Origin of the sequence: Galbibacter sp. (assembly GCF_035306585.1) — a bacterium.
Lineage (GTDB): Bacteria > Bacteroidota > Bacteroidia > Flavobacteriales > Flavobacteriaceae > Galbibacter.
In genome coordinates this window covers 1-19,504 of the sequence record NZ_DATGNU010000133.1, presented here as the reverse complement: position 1 = coordinate 19,504, position 19,504 = coordinate 1, and the positions used below count along the sequence as shown (strand labels likewise).

The following is a 19,504-nucleotide window of genomic DNA, read 5'->3' as shown; positions in this document are numbered from 1 at the left end:
ATAAACCAGCCTTTGGACATCGTTTTTGTAATTATTTTGTAATCCCTAATTTAAATTTAGTACCCCTGCAGCAAAGGCGTCTGTCCACTCAAATACTGAAACATCAGCCCCCACAGTCGCCTGCGTTAAATCAACACTTATAGCGTTATCTGTAAACTTAATTTGATCCTCACTGGCGAAATCTCCCGTGAAAATTTGATCGATTGTAAGCCCTTGAGGTAATACAATTTCCCAGTTTGAAAAGACAAGACGATCATTGGTCAATTCTGTAGCCGTATCTGCTCCATTTATATGAACAGTAGCATCGGTTCCAAAACCGACAGCAAGAACATTGTTTAAGTTTGCGATAACCCCATCTCTTAAATCAGCATATTTACTAGAGGTCCCTGCACCGATTAGAGTAATGTTCTCCATGGTAAATCCTGCCTCTGTTGTAGCCGATCCTTCAGGCCCATCTAATTCTAAAGCAGTTCCAGACTCAGTTCCCATTACTACAACTCCATTACTTAGGGTTCCACTCCAAGCTTGATCAGCATCAAAACCATCATCACCTTGTGACCATACTAGTGCATTGGTTACATTCACAGTTCCGCCGAACCACTCAATACCATCATCTTGATTGGCTACAACCTCCACGTGGTCAATAGTAGTACCAGAACCCACACCTCCTAGGGTAAGTCCGTTAATTTCATTATCTGCTCCAATGGTAATACCACCATGACGGATAGAGACATACTTTATAGTTCCTGAATTGTCAATGGGATCCGACCCGCCGTATTGTCCATAAGACTCTGTAGCAGGAATTCCTTCGATTTGAGCGGTTTGAACATCCCCATTTACCGAGATTGGTGCTTTCCCTAGAATGATCACTCCTCCCCATAGACCCACATCTGAACTTGATAAAGTACCTTTAGTTTGTCCTGGCTCAATACCATCGAGTACAGAAGTAAAAATAATAGGAGCCTCTGCAGTTCCTTCCGCCATTAGCTTAGCACCTTGATCTACCACTAATGCAGAAGCTAAAGACTCCTGACCTTCCGCACCTTTGATAATCGTTCCTGGCTCGATCGTTAAAGTAGTACCTTCGCTCACTACTACCTTACCATCCAATATGTAAATGTTTTCCGAAGTCCAAGTCTCATCAGATGTTAAACTTCCACTTTTAGTAATTGTTGCTCCTAGTGGTGCAGTAGTAATAGCTCCTTTGTTCGCTGCAAAGGTCCAGCTAAACACATCCATATTTGCTCCAACAGTCCCTTGAGATCCAACGGCCTGTGCATTGCTTAAGAATTTAACTTCATCACCTTGGTTGTAATCTCCATCGAAAACTTGATCCATCGTAACTCCTTCTGGTAATACTATTTCCCAGTCTGAGAATGTGAGGCGATCATTGGCCAATTCTGTAGCAGTATCCGCACCGTTAATACTAACGGTAGCATCTGCTCCAAATCCATAGGCAAACACATTGTTTAGGTTGGCGATAAGTCCATCTCTTAAATCGGCATATTTACTAGAGGTTCCTGCACCGATTAAAGTGATGTTTTCCATTGTAAACCCAGCTTCTGTAGCAGCTGATCCTTCAGGACCGTCTAATTCTAAAGCCGTACCAGATTCACCACCCATTACAACAACTCCATTACTAAGTGTTCCACTCCATGCCTGATCGGCGTCGAAACCATCATCCCCTTGTGACCAAACTAAGGCATTGGTAACATTGACCGATCCACCGAACCACTCAATACCATCATCTTGATTAGCAACAACTTCGATGTGATCAATGGTAGTTCCTGAACCAACACCTCCAAGGGTAAGTCCGTTAATTTCATTATCTGCTCCAATAGTAATCCCACCATGACGAATAGAGATGTATTTAAGACTCCCTGAATTATCTGCCGCATCCGACCCTCCATATTGTCCATAATCTTCCGTAGCTGGGATTCCTTCGATTTGAGCTGTTTGAACATCTCCATTAACTGAAATTGGTGCTTTTCCGAGAACGATAAGTCCACCCCATAATCCTACATCTGAATTTGATAAGGTTCCAGTGGTTTGTCCTGGTTCAATTCCATCCAGTACAGAGGTGAAGATAATTGGTTTACTTGGTGTACCTTCAGCCATTAACTTAGCCCCTTGATCTACCACTAGTGCTGAAGCTAAAGACTCTTGACCTTCCGCACCTTTGATAATCGTTCCTGGCTCAATGGTCAAAGTAGCTCCTTCACTAACAACCACCTTACCGTCTAAAACATAAATGTTTTCAGCAGTCCAGGTTTCATTTTCAGAAATCTTACCTGTTTTAGTGATCTCTTCTCCTATTGGTCCAGGTTCTGGATTAGGATTAAAGTTATCATCATCACTTGAACAAGCTGCCATTAGAATGGCAACCAAAGTAACAACGGATAATAAATTGATTTTCTTCATTTTTGGTTTTGATTTAAATTTTGTTTCAATGTTTTTCATTTCTGACATTTGTGAACATTGTTAAAATTGTTCCGTTGCAAATAAACAAGTGATATCGAACTTTGAAGTTACCCTCAGGTTAAAGATCAACATAGGTTATGTTACCTTTAGGTTATCATATTAAATGAATGTTAAGTGCTTTAATTATTTAATATTATCTTTACTTTTGGGCATTAGTAATGGGTGTTAGATTTTTTTAAATGTTTTAAAATCTTTTAGTTAGAGAACACTTATAAACTGTATCATACTGTTTAATCAAATTATAAATCGCAATGAAAAAAGGAGAAATTAAAATCCTCTTGGTAGATGATGAACCAGATATTTTGGAAATTGTTGGATACAATTTATCCTCAGAAGGGTATAATGTAACCACCGCCAAAAATGGTAATGAGGCCATCGCCAAGGCTAAAAAGGAACGGCCGCATCTGATAATTTTAGATGTTATGATGCCTGAGATGGATGGTATAGAGACTTGTGAGCACATTCGCAAATCGCCCGATCTCAAAGACACCATTATCACCTTTTTAACTGCTAGAGGAGAAGATTACTCTCAGGTGGCTGGATTTGATGCTGGAGCAGACGACTACATCACAAAGCCCATTAAACCAAAATTACTCATCAGTAAGGTCAAAGCCTTACTTAGAAGACTTAAGGAAGAGAATGGTCCTGCGGATAACATGGTTCATGTTGGTAATATCACCATTAACAGGGATGAATACAAAATTGTACAATCTGGTAAAGAAATAATTCTTCCACGTAAAGAATTTGAATTACTTTCCCTGCTTGCTAGTCGCCCTGGAAAAGTTTTTAAAAGAGATGAAATACTAGATAAAGTTTGGGGAAACGAAGTAATCGTTGGAGGAAGAACCATCGATGTACACATTAGGAAATTAAGAGAAAAAATCGGAGATGATCACTTTAAAACAGTCAAAGGGGTAGGTTACAAATTTGTCCTATAGCATACCCTTATTGCCTTTATTAAAAATTGAGAATGGTTTATTGTTGTATTTAATTAATAAGGTTAATAAAGCTCTTTGAAAAGAAAATTAAAAAAGTCATACCGTTTTGCGCTGCGTTCATCAGGCATTATTTCACTGTTTGTTTTATGCCAATTGTTGCTTTTCCAATGGTTGGAATTGAGTTTATTTTGGATGATTTCTATCCAAACGCTATGCATCTTCTCTTTCGCCTTTTTCGTGCTCCAATATAGAGTAGAACGATTTATCTACAGAGGCGTTAAAAAGATATATGATGATGTCTCTTTGTTAGAGTCTACATCCTTTCAAGATCAACCTGTCACCACAAATATGCAAACCTTAACCGAGGAAATTGAAAAGTTTGCTAAGAATAAAAAGGTTGAAATTGAAACCCTTAAGATCCGGGAAGGGTATCGAAAAGAGTTCTTGGGTAATATTTCACATGAGCTTAAAACACCACTCTTTACGGTCCAGGGCTATATATTGACCTTGCTAGATGGGGCGATGGATGATAAGCACATACGTAAAAAATACTTAGTACGAGCCAATAAAGGGGTGGAACGATTGATATACATCGTTCGTGATCTGGATATGATCACACGTCTGGAGGCTGGAGATCTACATCTGGAGTTGGAAAACTTTGATATTGTTGAACTCATCCAAGGGGTCTTCGACATGATGGAAATGAAGGCCCATAAAAAAGATATCACCTTAACCTTTGACACGATCTACAAAGAGCCTATAATGGTTTATGCGGATCGCGAACGTATCCAACAAGTCGTTTCTAATTTAGTAGTGAATTCCATAAAATACTCGAAGGCTTCAAGCACCACAGAGGTCAGTATTGAGGATCTGGTAAAAAATAAAATTATCGTTCGTGTAACGGATAACGGTGAGGGTATCGAACCTCAAAACTTGACACGACTATTTGAACGCTTCTATAGAGTGGATAAAAGCGGGAGTAGAAAAGAAGGTGGTTCTGGTCTAGGACTAGCCATTGTAAAACACATAATAGAGGCCCACAAGGAGAAGATTTATGTGGAGAGTGTCTATGGCGTTGGTTCAGAGTTCTCTTTCACCCTTGAAAAGGCGAAGGAAAGTGCTAAGGTTTAGCTCCCTACCCACCTCGCTAAGACCCCTAAAGCCAGCAACACGCTCTAGCATAGATAGCTCAAATTTATCTTGTTCACAAAATGGAACGAGATTCGCTTTCTCTAAACGCTTGGCTAGGTATTCCTGCTCATATTGTCCAGGGGTCGGGATAAAAAATGCAGCCTTACCGAGTTTTGCCAAATCCATGACCGTTGTATAACCCGATCGTGATAGCACCAATTTACTTTGACTAAAGGCTTTTTCAAGCTCAGTAGTGTTCATATAATTGTAACGTAGAATATTGTTTTTTTGGACCACTTTTTGCTTAGCTTCTATTTTGCCTTGAACAAATAAAACTTCTCCAGGGTAGTGAGCTAGTTGTTGCAATAATTTAGACTCTAGCATGGATCTTTGGGGTTCAGGTCCAGAAATTAGCACCATTAAATCATAGATTTCATCGTTCTTTAAGTAATTAAATCGACTTAAAGCACCAATGTATTTTACCTTTGGATTTTGCTTTTTTAAATGACCCAACCTACCACTTAAATTTGGGATGCCAGCTACATCTGGAACCCAACACTGATCGAATTTTTTAATGATTTCTTGGTGAATCTTAGAACTAAACCAAGTAGTATTTCCCGTGAGTACATTAAGTTGATGCGTAATAAAAACGGAGGGGACCTTTTTACAAGACACCCCTAGGCGATTATCAGATATAATACCACTGATGCCTAAGGAGGTTACCAATTGTTCGGTTTGCTTTTTTTCAGCGCTAATGGCTTTAAAAATTTTAGGGCTATCCCACAGCATCTTAAGTTTAAAATAGCGTGCTTTTTCTGCGTACCGAATTTTATACGAGGGAAATTCAATAAAACAAAGCTGTGGAAATTCCTTTTTTAAGAGTGCTAGCGCATCCCCATCACAGGCAATTACTGGTTCTAGGTTTTGCGCCAAGAGCTCTCTTATTATCGGAATACACCGTGTGGCATGGCCCAAGCCCCAGTTTAAAGGTGCCACCAGAATTCGTTTTCTATTGTCCATAACTTCAAAAGAACAAAATTTTTCACTGTGAAAGATTTCCTTAATTTTGCCAAATAATTAAATAATTGTAGTGGGAAGTAAAAATAAATTAAAGCGTTTTAAAGAAAATGAAACATTTTCTAACGTAATCCAGCCAAGTAGAGCGGAATTGATCGGAGGAGATTTTTCTTTAAAAGGAAATTGGGGTAAAGGCTTCTTCAACAATGACAATCCTATTGTCTTAGAATTAGGATGTGGAAAAGGTGAATACACCGTCGCTTTAGCCAAAGGCAATCCAAATATCAACTACATCGGTATTGACATCAAAGGAGCGCGGTTTTGGAGAGGAGCGAAAACTGCAGTAGAAGAAAACTTAAGCAACGTGGCTTTTATTAGAACGCAAATAGAACTGATTGAATATCTTTTTTCTTTTGAGGAAGTTCGAGAAATTTGGATTACCTTCCCAGACCCACAAATTAAGTATAAACGCACCAAACACAGGCTTACAAATCTCGAGTTCTTAAACCGCTATAAAAAAATATTACATCGTGATGGTTGTATCCATCTTAAAACTGATAGCGAGTTTATGCATGGGTACACATTGGGGCTATTACATGGGCTTAATTGGGAAGTTTGCTATGCAAATCACCACATTTATCGTAACGAAGGAAGTCCAAAAGAGGTTACTGCTATACAAACATTCTACGAAAAACAGTATCTTGAACAAAATAAACCAATTACATACCTAAAGTTTAAACCGAGAGAATGTCGCATTTAATTATACTTTTCTTCGCTACTTTTTCAGCCTCACTGATGGCGATAGTCTTTCCAGGACTTGTCAATATTACGGCTGCGAAAACAAGCGCGAAGAAAGGTAAAACCAATGGTATAGTGTTTGCCGTTGGTGCATCTACAGTGGTGTCAATGCAAGCTTACTTAGGTGTAATTATTTCAAAATACCTGTATAAAAATCCCTTTGTAATTGATCTATTGCTAAAAATTGCATTAGTAGTTTTTGCATTTTTCGCTATATATTTCTTTGTTCTTGCCAAAAAGAACAAACACAAAAACAAGCATAAGGTACACCAGTTAACCATTGAAAGCAATAGAGTACGTACCTTTTTTAAAGGCATGCTTATTGCAGCTCTAAACGTCCTCCCTATCGCCTATTTCTGTGGCATGAATGCTGCTTGGAACGTCTCTGGATGGATTAAATTCGAATTGTGGGACATCTTAGTTTTTGTGATAGCATCAGGACTTGGCACTTTTGCCATGTTGTACATGTACGTGTTCTATTTTGACAAGCTCGAGAATAAGACCAATAATTTTTCTAGGTACTCTGATTACATCCTAAGTGGACTAATGGGGCTTTTATTAATTATCACCCTTATTCGCTTGTTTTACATCACCTATTAGATGTAATCCATTGGAAGGGTACAGAATAATTTCACAAACAGATGGAGCAAAACTTTTTTAAACAGGTTTACAAAGTAACAAGATGCATTCCTTATGGCAGAGTAACTACCTATGGCGCCATAGCAAAATATTTAGGTGCTGCAAAGAGCGCACGTATGGTAGGATGGGCTCTAAACGGAAACAGCGAAAATGAAAATGTTCCTGCTCATAGAGTCGTCAACCGAAAAGGCTTATTGACTGGAAAACACCATTTTCAGGGTACAAACCTCATGCAACAACTTCTGGAGAGTGAAGGAATTATAGTAAAAGACAATCAAATTCAGAATCTTGAAAACTACCTTTGGGATCCATCAAAGGAATTATAAGAGACTTACATGAAGTATTGTTTATTAATGATTTATTTTTCCAAAATTAGCCGGTAAAGTTTACAAATTTACCCACGCAAGAGCACATATTTACCCATTAGGATATACAATTTTACCCTTCAACTGAACTATTTTGAAGAATATTTTGTATCTGAATTCATACCATTAGGAAAAAAAGATTTATACATACTAAAGTTAGAGAAGCCCTTAAAGACACACCGGTTATAATGATATCAGGAGCACGACAAACAGGCAAATCAACCTTTTGTCAACAGCTTCAAAAAGAAGGGGTTTTTAATGGGGATTACCTAACGCTAGATGACCCAACACTTCTAAGTGCTGCGCAGAAAGATCCGATGGGATTTTTGTTAGACATGGGAGATAATGTAATTATTGATGAAATCCAGCGAGCCCCAGAACTATTTTTAAGTTTAAAAAAATTAATTGATGAAAATCGCAATCGAAGAGTCATTCTTACCGGGTCTGCAGAGGTAATATTAAGTCCTAAAGTTGCAGATTCTCTTGCGGGACGAATTGAAACTAACAACATATGGCCATTTTCAGTGGATGAAATTAAAGGTAAACCAAGTAACTTCCTGCCTATCCTCTTGGATTTAGAAAAAAGATTTAAATCTATCCAAACTCCATGGGAAGAACTTATCGAACTCATAAAACGTGGAGGTTACCCAGAAATGCTACACAGAGATTCAGACATCAGAAGAATAAAATGGTTTAATTCTTATTTAGATTCTATCTTACAAAAGGATATACGAAGTCTAGCAAATATTGAAGGATTAGCTCAAATACCAAAGATTCTAAATCTATTGGGCTCTAGGGTTGGAAGTACGTTAAACATGTCAGATATATCTCGAATAGCCGGAATAAAAAACACCACAACTCAGCGGTATTTGACTTTACTTGAACAAGTATTTCTTATTGTGAAAATCCCTGCATGGACACCAGATGCAGAAGGACAATTTGTCAAATCACCTAAAATATTTTTAAATGATACAGGATTATTATGCAGCATGACCAATGAAAGAGAAAACCTATTAACAAATAGAACACAAGCTGGACATCTTTTGGAAAACTTTATTGCTATGGAGATTGTAAAGCAGATCAGTTGGCACCCATATCCTTTGAAACTAATGCATTTTAGCAAACACAAAGGCGCTGAAGTCGATCTGGTGATCGAGGATCACAGAAAGCAACTCTATGGTGTTGAAATTAAATCAAAAGCTTCCTTGAAACAAGAGGATTTTAAAGGACTATCAGCTTTAGCTAAACTAGCTGGAAAACGATTTAAAAGAGGTATTGTCCTATATACAGGAACAGAAACCGCTGGTGGATTTGGGGAAAATTTAAGCGCTGTTCCTCTTGCTAATTTATGGCAATAATATTTGATTAATTATTAAATTGAATGCAGCTTCTTTAATTCAATTTCCAATGGAAATACTAGAAATCCTCATGCCTTATAACCTTGTATATTAAATCTTCAATTACCATCCAAATAATATTTAATGTGTATCTTTGTAATTTAGAATGAGTTTAAAAAAGGTTATAAGGACACTAAGCTGATTTAGCGTCTTTTCATTGAATTTCCTAAGGATTTTTGTATTTTAAACTCGAATGATAGAATAAGAATTGCTGAAAAAAAATTACATGAAAATCAACAAGACAGAAGTTTTACAAGCTTTAGAAACTATATCTGCCCCAGGAGAAGGAAAAAACATGATTGAAAGTGGTGCTGTAACCAATGTAATGATCTTTGGAGATGAGGTGGTTGTAGATATTACCATAAACAACCCAAGCCTTCAAGCCAAGAAGAAAACAGAGGTTGAAATTTTAAAAACCATTCATGATAAAGTATACCAAAAGGCTAAGGTTAAGGTCAATATTAAGGTAGAAGCTCAAGAAAAACCTCAGATTAAAGGTAAGGATATCCCTGGCATCAAAAATATTATTGCTGTTGCCTCTGGTAAAGGAGGTGTTGGAAAGTCCACTGTTACTTCTAATTTAGCAGTTACTTTGGCAAAAATGGGCTTTAAAGTTGGTTTACTTGACGCAGATATATATGGTCCATCTGCTCCAATAATGTTTGATGTGGCCAATGAAAAACCATTGGCAGTAAATGTTGATGGACGATCTAAAATGAAACCTGTCGAAAATTACGGAGTTAAAATACTTTCTATAGGATTCTTTACTCAACCAAATCAAGCAGTAATTTGGCGTGGACCTATGGCCTCGAAGGCATTGAATCAAATGATCTTTGACGCTGCATGGGGAGAGTTGGACTTTTTGGTATTAGACTTACCTCCAGGGACTGGTGATATTCATTTGAGTATTATGCAATCACTGCCTATTACAGGAGCCGTTGTTGTAAGTACACCTCAGCATGTTGCTTTGGCCGATGCTAAAAAGGGAGTAGCAATGTTTCAACAAGAAAGCATTAATGTTCCAGTTTTAGGAATCGTAGAGAATATGGCATATTTCACACCTGAAGAATTACCAGATAACAAGTATTACATCTTTGGAAAAGAAGGAGCTAAGGAATTAGCAATTGATTTACAAGTCCCATTCTTAGGTGAAATTCCTCTTATACAAAGTGTGAGGGAAGCTGGAGACACTGGTAGACCAGCAGCGCTACAAGAAAACACTCCATTTGAAGATGCATTTACAGTATTGACTCAAAATATAGTACAAGAGGTAGTTAGAAGAAATGATAGTCTACCTCCTACAGAAGCCATTAAGATAACGACCATGGCAGGTTGTTCGGCCGTTAAAAATTAATCAGTTTAAAAAGATGACATCCGAAGAAATCAAATTAAATGTAGAAAAGGCGCTAGAAGAAATCAGACCTTTCTTAGAGAGTGATGGAGGGAATATCAGCCTTGTTTCCATAGACGACAATAAATTTGTCAAGGTTCGGCTTGAAGGAGCATGTGTTGGCTGTAGTGTCAATCAGATGACCCTTAAAACTGGTGTGGAGATGACCATTAAGAAATATGTCCCTCAAATAGAAAAGGTCATTAACATTGAATAAAACACAGTAGCTGTAATTGAATCTGGACATCGATCAATTTTAAATTGTCTAAGGTTCTGAAGATAGATATGTTTAGTTTCCAAGAAATTTACATTTTGGAAATGGTCCTATATAGTACAGCTAGATTTAAATAATTAATGTAATAGCACAGGATTTATAACCCTGTACAAAGATTGCTTTCATGATTAAAACAGATATACTTATCATTGGAGCTGGCCCTACTGGATTGTTTGCCGTTTTCGAGGCTGGCCTCTTAAAATTAAAATGCCACTTAATCGATGCCTTGCCACAGCCAGGAGGCCAATGCGCTGAGATTTACCCTAAGAAACCGATCTATGATATCCCAGCATACCCCGAGGTGTTAGCTGGTGATTTGGTCAATAACCTTATGAAGCAAATAGAGGCCTTTGAGCCTGGTTTCACCCTTGGGGAAAGAGCGGAAACCATCGAAAAGCAAGATGATGGCAGCTTTATTGTTACCACAAATAAAGGCACAAAACACCAAGCTCCTGTAGTTGCTATTGCTGGAGGACTAGGAAGTTTTGAACCTCGTAAACCACAGCTTGGAAATATAGGTGATTTTGAAGACAAGGGAGTGGAATACATTATTCGTGATCCTGAGCTTTATAGAGATAAGAAAGTTGCTATTGCTGGTGGTGGAGATTCTGCATTGGATTGGGCTATTTTCCTAGCTGATGTTGCTAAAGAAGTTTCACTTATACACCGAAGAAATGAATTTAGAGGTGCGCTGGATTCTGTAGAAAAAGTAGAGCAGCTTACCAAACTAGGTAAAATTAGGCTAATAACCCCAGCTGAAGTTACAGGCTTAAAAGGAAAAGATTCATTAGAATCCATTGAAATTAAGAAAGCCGACGAAACCTTTGATTTACAAGTAGACCATTTTATTCCACTCTTTGGGTTATCACCAAAACTTGGACCGATCGCAAACTGGGGGCTTGAAATTGAAAAAAATGCTATCAAAGTAAATAACGCTTTGGACTATCAAACCAATATTCCAGGAATCTATGCCATTGGTGATGTGAACACATACCCAGGTAAATTAAAACTTATCCTTTGTGGATTCCATGAAGCGACACTAATGTGCCAAAGTGCTTACCAACGTATTTTCCCTGACAAAAAATACATCCTTAAATACACCACTGTTAGCGGTGTAGATGGCTTTGATGGAAGTAGAAAAGAAGCAGAAAAAGCGGTAGTGAAATCCATTTCTTAAAACAACAGACATACGGACTAAAAATTATTCTCTAGCAAATTAGTAGACTATAAAAAGTTTTATTTAATTTTACCAGCTTAAAATTTCAACGAATGTCTGATATTACGATAAAGATAAAAGATAGAGATGGTGTAGTACACCAGGTAGATGCACCCACTGATATGGCCATGAATTTAATGGAGGTGGTCCGATCTTATGAATTGGCTCCTGAGGGAACAATTGGCGTATGTGGAGGTATGGCAATGTGCGCTTCTTGTCAATGTTATGTAACCTCTGATCACCAATTACCTGAGATGAGCTATGATGAGGATCTCATGTTGGCGGAGGCTTTTAACGTTAAGGACAATTCACGTTTAGGATGTCAAATACAAATGACCGAGGAACTCAATGGTCTTGAAGTAGAGTTAGCTCCAGAGGTCTAGTAGACTAAAACAATTGCTTTTTCTTAATTTCAAAGAGAATTTCTGAAACAAAACTGCTATAGGCCGTAGCCGATGGGTGTAGTTGATCTTCCGCAACTAAATCTGTATTGGCCAAGCCTTGCCTACTGATATCTGTAATGTTCACAAAGGTAATTCCATTTGCAGCAGCTAACTTTCTAGCAACCTCGTTGTACTGATTTATAGCGGAACTTATGCTAGAGGGGTCTGGACTGCTTTGTCCCTCTGGAGTATAGGCATAATCAGGTATGGAAATTAGAATCACTTTATTCTTATCACCACCTGCGTATTGAACAGCTCTAAGTAATAAACTAGATAAATCCAATTCATATGAGGCTATATCTTTATTCTGATATTGATTGTTTACCCCTATGAGAAGGGTTACAAGATCATAATCGCTTCCAAGTTGCTTCAAACGCAGTCCACTGATTAAATCGGCGCTAGTCCAACCAGTCTGAGCTACGACTTCAGTCTTCACCTTTACCTTTTCCTCTTTGGCTATTCGTTCCATGAGTTGCATAGGAAAGCTACAGGATTCACAAACATTTTCTCCTTGTGTATAACTATCCCCTAAGGCAAGGTATTTTACAGTTTGTCTTTCTAAATCGGAAGCTCCTTGACCACCACCTACGGCAGCTCCCTTACATCCAACAAAAAGAGCAACCACTCCTATAATAAATACTATTTTTCTCATCACATTATGGTTTCAAACAAAATAGTGATCTAAGGGTTTTAAATTAAAAGAGCCTTGGTATACTAACCAGATTCTCCATGGGTATCAATTCCTTAGAAAACATTTTGGAGTATATACGGTTAAAATGCTTATAAAGGACTCCCTAGACACTATTTGTTTCCATAAGCAATTTACCAATATTTCAGTAATTTACCCGAAATTTTTTATTTTTTGTTAAACCTATGGAGTTATTTCGTCATTGTTTATTAAGGACGATCTCTTACCGCCAATAGCAATAGGAATCCGTATCAGTTCTAATAATCTATAGGATTTTTTACCGTTGGTAGTCACTTAATTTTCTCGGTCCTTCTAAAACAGTCCGTACAACTTGAAGAAAACCTTGATCGGTAGTATCCACATACCATTTCACTAGACAAATGGTTCCGTGCTCTATTTCAATTCCTGTTATACTACGAGGGAAAACACAGCTCCCATCATTAAAAAATGGAATTTCATCTGGTTCAGGAAATCTCGGTCTATGAGTATGACCAGTGATGGTCATCATAGAATCGTTTTTTAAGATCCATTTCTTGATTCGTCTTTCTACCCTAAATAACTCCTTATTATTCTTTGCTGGGCTGGTGGGATCTGATATCCCAACTACTTGTAAAGGCCTCCACAGTACTTGAACCATAAACCTACTCAAGGGCCAAAATCGGTGGTTCCACCAATCGGCTTGATGTCCATGCGCCATAAAAATCTCTTGTCCTGTATTAGCATGGCGAAGCAGGATAGCCTCATGATAGTTAAGCCCTGGCATTAATGGAACTTGCTCTCCAGAATTGGGATCTCTCCAGCTATCATAATGCTTTTTTATTTCCTGTTGATCGTTATAAATCAAATCATGGTTACCGTACACCATATGCAGCCGGTTATCATCATGAAATTCCTTAAGCAGAAGAAAAACATTCTTATGTGCCTCGAAAATACTTTTAAAGTGGATGTTTTCCCACAGCTCATTGCCGTCACCTAATTCAATATAGGTAAAGCCGTTTTTGTAGTATTCTTTAAGGGCGTGGAAATAGGTATTTCTATTGTTGGCAAAATCGTCAGCAAAACTATTATCACCACGATGGCAATCACTAAAAATTATAAATTTCGAGTTATCGTCAAAAGGGATAGTAATGGCATTTTTAAAAGCCTTGTTAAAGCGTATTTCTGTTGACATAGCAACAGTAAATGTAAAGAAAATATTGACACTGTTAAGGCTAAATTATTGGTGAAATTCTAGACTCAACTATCTCTCTGACAACTATTAATTTGCGAAAACCGAGGGGATACCTCGGTTTTCTAGTAAAAACAACACTGTTTTGCTAGCTATTCTTTGTTATGTTCTAACAGATAATTAGAAATCAGTGTGTAGAGATGAATGGAGGTATTTTCACCTTCATAAATACCATGTGAACGATTTGGATAAGACATCATGTCAAATTGTATGTTGTTACGTATCAGCTCATTGATTAAGTATTCTGCATTCTGGTAGTGAACGTTATCATCTCCAGTGCCGTGAATTAATAGCAGATTTCCTTCCAAATGTTTTGCATAGCTCACAGGTGAGCCTGCGATATAATCTTCTAAATTTTCTGTAGAGAGCCCCATATACCGCTCCTGATATACATTGTTATATAACAATTGATGTGAAACTGGAGCGATTGAAATTCCAGTTTGATAAATCTCTGGGTATTTGAACATCAGGTTAAGAGTCATGGAACCTCCTCCACTCCACCCCCATACGGAAATTCTATCCTTATCAACAAAAGGCCATTTCAAGACTTGCTTGGCGGCAAGTGCTTGATCACGAGTATTGATTACCCCCACCTTTTTGTAGATGGATTTCCTCCATTGACTACCCTTTAGAGAAGGCGTACCTCGATTATCCATTTTTATAATTACAAAGCCTTTACTTGCTAGGTAAATATCAAACATTCCTATCCAACTATCAATAGTCATTTGTCCCCATGGCTCTCCATATACATTAAAAACGATTGGGTACTTTTTATTTGAATCAAAGTCAGCGGGCTTGGTAATACGCCCATCGATTTCTACTCCTTCTTCAGTGGTGACCTTAAAGAAAGAGGTCGTAGGTAAATCTAATTGTCTTAGTGACTCATTTAAATGATCATTAGTCACTAATTCTGAGACAAGCTGATGATTAGGCAAACGTACTAATTGTACTGTAGTTGGTCTTTCAGTATTGCTATGCTTATGGATGGCAAACTTTGCGTTTGGTGAAATATCATAGGTGTTAACCCCACTATAATCCTGCGGTGTTAATCTTCTTAATTTTCCTTTTCCATTAAGAGGCACACTGTACAAATACCGCTGTGTAGCATTATCAGGAGAGGCACTAAAATACAATTCATTATCTGAAAGAGCGTAAATTGTAGCTACATCATATTCTCCAGGTGTCAATAAGGTTTGCTCACCTGTGGCTATATTTATTCTGTATACATGACGCCACGAATCCGTTTCTGTCATTCTCAAAAAGGATTTATTGGAATCTGTTAACAACAATTCATTACCGCCCCAGTGGTTTGAAGACACATCCGGGTATCGCAAATCTACCCAAGCACTGTGGTTTTCGGTATACACCTTTTTGAGTTCACCTGAATCTACCTTATAACTATAAATAATAAGCTGATTTTGTTTTCTATTCATTTGTTGAATAAGCAACAAGTCTTCACTCACCCATTGCATGCCTGGGAGATAATGTTGGACTGGATCTCCAGGAATAGGTATCCAATTTATGGCTCCATCTTCGGTATTTATGACACCTACCCTAGTTTTGGAAGGTGGTTGTCCAACTTTTGGATATTGTAATGCAATAGGTTTTGAGTACAATGAATCCGTAGTATTGATCATATAGAAGGTCCCCGTATCAGAGGCATCTAATTGCCAAAAGGCAATATGTTCATCGTCATGACTCCAAGAAAACCCATCTCGCATTCCAAACTCTTCTTCATAAACCCAATCAAAAGTTCCATTAATATGCGTAGTACTGCCATTAGTTGTAAGTTGCTCAATAAGCCCCGTATTTATATTTTCGATAAAAATATTAAAATCAGCCACATAGGCTACTTTGTTGTTATCACTGGAGAATTTTGCAAACATCAAAGAAGAGGATGGAAATTGTTTTCCGATCTGGCTTAGTTTGGACTGTTTAAAATCGTATAACCAGTAGTCTCCTTTTGTATTAGATCGCCATACTTTACTTGAGTTGGTAAAAATCAAAACCTTGGACTGATCATCACTTAAACTAAATGCCTCCACATCTAAGGCTTTGGTAGCTCCAATTGGAGTCAAGGCTTGTGAAGATAAAAATATACTTTTATTATTATTTTTACTAGTGTGTTTTATCAGCTGTTTTCCTCCATTTTCATTGGTAGCAATGGTGATATACGCGTCGCCTTTAGAGATCCAAAAAATTTGGCTGTGGTATTGAGTGCTGTATTTGGAGGAATTATAAATTGCTTCCAAAGTAAGTTCCTCTTGCGCCTGTGCTATAAAACAGCTAAGGAATAAAACACAGATAAGGTATTTGAATTTTATTAACATTGTTTAATGGACCGCCTTTTTATGTTACTATTATTTAGAGGTATTTATTAACTCTTCAACGTCAGAGACGGTTTTGGCCAAGGGATCCCCTAATAATTTACTTGCCGTTGAAGTAATTAAAAAATCTTCTTCTATGCGCACCCCTCCAAAGTTTTTGAACTTCTCCACTTCGCTATAGTTGATAAATTCACTTAACTTTTGTTCTGCCTTCCACGCATCTATCAGATAAGGATTGAAATACAATCCTGGTTCAACGGTAATCACAAAGCCTTCTTGAAGTTCTTTTCCAAGTCTTAGGGACCTTAATCCAAAGACATCACTTTTCTTAAGTGTATCTGTATATCCTACATAAGGTTCGCCAAGATTTTCCATATCGTGAACATCTAACCCCATCATATGCCCTAAACCACATTGAAAAAACAATGTATGTGCACCTTTTGACACAGCTTCTTGAGTGTCTCCTTTAATTAGGCCTAAACCTTTTAAACCTTCTACTAATCTGCTGGAAGCAAGTAGATGAACATCTAAGAATTTTATCCCAGGTTTTAGCGCCTCAATGGCAGTGTTATGCGCATCAAGAACAATATTATATACTTGTTTTTGTAATTCAGTAAAGCGCTCTGAAACGGGAAATGTTCTTGTCATATCTCCTGCATAACCCATAGCAGTTTCGGCTCCACAATCACATAAAACGAGTTCTCCATCAATGAGCTTTTTTTCGGAAGCATGATTGTGCAGATATTGTCCATTGGCGGTAAGTATAATTGGGAAAGATATATTTCCACCACCACCAATTGCAATTGCTTGAAGGTCTCCTGCAATTTGTTTTTCGGTTTTCCCTGCTCGACCATTTTGTATAGCGTAGGTATGCATTTGAGCTGTAATATTAACAGCATCACGTAATTGCTCAACTTCTTCTAGTTGCTTAACCTCACGTTGTTTGACCACAGCTTTTATCAAGGAAACAGAACATTTAGAATTGACCTCTGCTATTGGCATACCGAGGAGCTTATGCAGTGTTACACTAGTCTCACTTCTATATGGAGGCAAATAATGAATTTTATTAGTCGGAGCTCCTTTAGCGAAATAATCCGCTAATTCACTTAAAGGTTTTATGTTTTTAATTCCAGAAGCCTCTGCAAGTTCTCTAAGTGGTGTAGTCGGCCCAATCCACACTATTTCTTCTGGAGTAGGATCATTTCCAAAAAGTATTTCTTGGTCATTTTCAATGTCCAATACAAAATAGACGTCAGGGATATTTATACCCGTGTAGTATAAAAGAGTACTGTCTTGGCGAAAAGGATACCAGTTATCTTTAAAATTCATCCCACTTTCACCATTACCTGGAAGCAAGACTGTTCCTTTTTTTAAATTCTTTTTTAGTTCAGTTCTTCTACTGATATAAACTTGTTGTGAAAACATTACAATTTAATTTATAGATCCAAATTTGACAATTATTGATGGATAATACAATTTTTCATTTAAAACTGGGTAATATTCTACCAACATGAGGTAATTATAATAACGCTCCCTCATGATAAGGGAGCGTAATGAAAATGGTGTATTTTGATATCTTAAGTACTTGTTTACTGATTTAATTCAGTAAAATATTTGTAAAAGTATGGGATGGTCTCAATCCCTTTAAGGTAATTCCAAATACCGTAGTGTTCATTTGGAGAGTGAATGGCATCACTGTTTAATCCGAACCCCATTAAAATGGTTTTGCTTTTTAATTCCTGTTCGAACAATGACACAATTGGAATACTACCTCCGCTTCTTTGCGGGATTGGAAGCTTTCCAAAGGTAGTTTGATAAGCTTTACTTGCAGCTTGATATCCAAGACTATCAATAGGTGTAACATATGGATAGCCACCGTGGTGTGGCTTGACAACTACCTTTACTCCCTTGGGGGCTAGACTCTCAAAATAGGCTTGGAATAATTCGCTGATTTCCTTCCAATCTTGATGTGGTACAAGTCGCATTGATATTTTAGCATATGCTTTACTTGGAATAACTGTTTTGGCTCCTTCCCCAATATATCCACCCCAAATACCATTAACATCTAAAGTAGGACGGATACTGCTTCTTTCATTGGTTGTATAACCATGTTCCCCATAAACATCTTCAATTCCTATAGCTGATTTGTAGGATTCCAAAGAAAAGGGTGCCTTTGCCATCTCAGTTCGTTCATCAACTGATAGCTCATCGACCTTATCATAAAAGCCTGGAACTTTAATTCGCATATTCTCGTCGTGCAACCCAGCGATCATTTTATTTAGAATATTAATTGGGTTTGCTACTGCACCTCCGTAGAGTCCACTATGTAAATCTCTGTTGGGGCCGGTCACTTCAACCTCGACATAACTCAACCCTCTTAAACCAGTAGTTATTGAAGGCACATCATTGGCTATCATTCCAGTATCTGAGATCAAAATAACATCGTTACTTAACTTTTCACGGTTGTTTAATATAAACCATTCTAAACTCTCAGAACCCACCTCTTCTTCACCTTCAATCATAAATTTCACATTACAAGGTAGCTGCTGGTTTTGGGTCATATACTCTAGAGCCTTAACGTGCATATACATCTGACCCTTATCATCACAGGCACCTCGTGCAAATATTGCACCATCTGGATGTAGTTCTGTTTTCTTTATCACAGGTTCAAATGGCGGAGAATCCCAGAGTTCAACAGGGTCTGGTGGTTGAACATCATAATGCCCATACACCAATACTGTTGGCAAGGTCTTATCAATAATCTTTTCTCCATAAACAATAGGATAACCAGGAGTTTCACATACCTCAACATAATCGCAACCTGCTTTATCCAAAGCGACTTTAACGGCTTCGGCAGTATTTAGCACATCATGAGAGTATGCAGGGTCAGCACTTACGGATGGCATTTTTAATAATTCTATGAGTTCAGAAATGAATCGATCCTTGTTCGTATTGATATACGACTTTAAATTTTCCATGAAGTAAATTGTTACAACTTCAAATGTACCAAAAAAAGAAGATTTTTTTTAATTATTAAGTTTGATTTTTAAAAAATAGATTTATATTTGCACCCACAAAACACACAGGCGGGTGTGGTGGAATTGGTAGACACGCTAGACTTAGGATCTAGTGCCGCAAGGTGTGAAGGTTCGACTCCTTTCACCCGCACAAA

17 protein-coding genes and 1 tRNA gene are annotated in these 19,504 nt (G+C 37.7%); 11 read left to right on the top strand and 7 right to left on the bottom strand.

Features of this window, described 5'->3' with window-relative positions; translation table 11 throughout:
- Positions 1-45 precede the first annotated feature (45 nt).
- Positions 46-2,421 carry an autotransporter outer membrane beta-barrel domain-containing protein gene (locus VKY50_RS12300; RefSeq protein WP_324302109.1) on the bottom strand — a complete coding sequence of 792 codons (2,376 nt, stop codon included), beginning with the start codon at positions 2,419-2,421 and terminating at the stop codon, positions 46-48.
- A gap of 311 nt (positions 2,422-2,732) precedes the next feature.
- Here VKY50_RS12300 and VKY50_RS12295 point away from each other — a divergent pair, with 311 nt between their 5' ends.
- On the top strand, positions 2,733-3,419 hold the full coding sequence (locus tag VKY50_RS12295) for a response regulator transcription factor (protein ID WP_324302108.1): 687 nt from the start codon (positions 2,733-2,735) through the stop codon (positions 3,417-3,419).
- 192 nt (positions 3,420-3,611) lie between these two features.
- On the top strand, positions 3,612-4,550 hold the full coding sequence (locus VKY50_RS12290) for a sensor histidine kinase (RefSeq protein WP_414652345.1): 939 nt from the start codon (positions 3,612-3,614) through the stop codon (positions 4,548-4,550).
- Here VKY50_RS12290 and VKY50_RS12285 read toward each other — a convergent pair.
- Entirely contained in the window at positions 4,500-5,570 is a 1,071-nt protein-coding gene (locus tag VKY50_RS12285) for a glycosyltransferase (protein ID WP_324302106.1), read from the bottom strand. The two genes, VKY50_RS12290 and VKY50_RS12285, sit on opposite strands and share 51 nt — an antisense overlap.
- 70 nt (positions 5,571-5,640) lie before the next feature.
- Here VKY50_RS12285 and trmB point away from each other — a divergent pair, with 70 nt between their 5' ends.
- The 8 genes from trmB (at position 5,641) to VKY50_RS12245 (ending at position 12,029) form a co-directional block, all read left to right on the top strand.
- Complete coding sequence (trmB, locus tag VKY50_RS12280; RefSeq protein WP_324302105.1) at positions 5,641-6,327, top strand: tRNA (guanosine(46)-N7)-methyltransferase TrmB; 687 nt, start codon at positions 5,641-5,643, stop codon at positions 6,325-6,327.
- Positions 6,315-6,965 (top strand): LysE family transporter, encoded by a 651-nt coding sequence (locus VKY50_RS12275; protein WP_008991315.1) that lies wholly within the window; start codon positions 6,315-6,317, stop codon positions 6,963-6,965. The genes trmB and VKY50_RS12275 overlap by 13 nt, the downstream gene beginning before the upstream one ends.
- Before the next feature lie 41 nt (positions 6,966-7,006).
- Entirely contained in the window at positions 7,007-7,330 is a 324-nt protein-coding gene (locus VKY50_RS12270) for an MGMT family protein (protein ID WP_008991316.1), read from the top strand.
- 227 nt (positions 7,331-7,557) lie between these two features.
- Positions 7,558-8,727, top strand: coding sequence for an ATP-binding protein (locus VKY50_RS12265; RefSeq protein ID WP_324302104.1), 1,170 nt, complete (start codon positions 7,558-7,560; stop codon positions 8,725-8,727).
- Positions 8,728-8,992: 265 nt separating this feature from the next.
- On the top strand, positions 8,993-10,120 hold the full coding sequence (locus tag VKY50_RS12260; protein WP_324302103.1) for an Mrp/NBP35 family ATP-binding protein: 1,128 nt from the start codon (positions 8,993-8,995) through the stop codon (positions 10,118-10,120).
- Between the two features lie 13 nt (positions 10,121-10,133).
- Positions 10,134-10,373, top strand: coding sequence for a NifU family protein (locus tag VKY50_RS12255; protein ID WP_008991320.1), 240 nt, complete (start codon positions 10,134-10,136; stop codon positions 10,371-10,373).
- Positions 10,374-10,554: 181 nt separating this feature from the next.
- Complete coding sequence (locus VKY50_RS12250) at positions 10,555-11,607, top strand: NAD(P)/FAD-dependent oxidoreductase (protein ID WP_324302102.1); 1,053 nt, start codon at positions 10,555-10,557, stop codon at positions 11,605-11,607.
- A 92-nt stretch (positions 11,608-11,699) separates the two neighbouring features.
- Positions 11,700-12,029 (top strand): 2Fe-2S iron-sulfur cluster-binding family protein, encoded by a 330-nt coding sequence (locus tag VKY50_RS12245; RefSeq protein ID WP_008991322.1) that lies wholly within the window; start codon positions 11,700-11,702, stop codon positions 12,027-12,029.
- A gap of 4 nt (positions 12,030-12,033) precedes the next feature.
- Here the strand turns inward: VKY50_RS12245 and VKY50_RS12240 are convergent, their stop codons facing one another.
- From VKY50_RS12240 to VKY50_RS12220, 5 genes are all read right to left on the bottom strand, one after another.
- Positions 12,034-12,741 carry an SGNH/GDSL hydrolase family protein gene (locus VKY50_RS12240; RefSeq protein WP_008991323.1) on the bottom strand — a complete coding sequence of 236 codons (708 nt, stop codon included), beginning with the start codon at positions 12,739-12,741 and terminating at the stop codon, positions 12,034-12,036.
- Between the two features lie 313 nt (positions 12,742-13,054).
- On the bottom strand, positions 13,055-13,948 hold the full coding sequence (locus VKY50_RS12235; RefSeq protein WP_324302101.1) for a metallophosphoesterase: 894 nt from the start codon (positions 13,946-13,948) through the stop codon (positions 13,055-13,057).
- Positions 13,949-14,097: 149 nt separating this feature from the next.
- Complete coding sequence (locus tag VKY50_RS12230; RefSeq protein ID WP_324302100.1) at positions 14,098-16,335, bottom strand: S9 family peptidase; 2,238 nt, start codon at positions 16,333-16,335, stop codon at positions 14,098-14,100.
- A 30-nt stretch (positions 16,336-16,365) separates the two neighbouring features.
- A complete protein-coding gene (locus VKY50_RS12225) occupies positions 16,366-17,757 on the bottom strand; it encodes an aminopeptidase P family protein (RefSeq protein ID WP_324302099.1) in 1,392 nt (463 codons plus the stop codon).
- A 164-nt stretch (positions 17,758-17,921) separates the two neighbouring features.
- Positions 17,922-19,310: a dipeptidase gene (locus tag VKY50_RS12220; RefSeq protein WP_008991327.1), complete on the bottom strand. Its 1,389-nt coding sequence runs from the start codon at positions 19,308-19,310 to the stop codon at positions 17,922-17,924.
- Between the two features lie 108 nt (positions 19,311-19,418).
- Here VKY50_RS12220 and VKY50_RS12215 point away from each other — a divergent pair.
- A tRNA-Leu gene (locus VKY50_RS12215) sits at positions 19,419-19,500 on the top strand.
- Positions 19,501-19,504 lie beyond the last annotated feature (4 nt).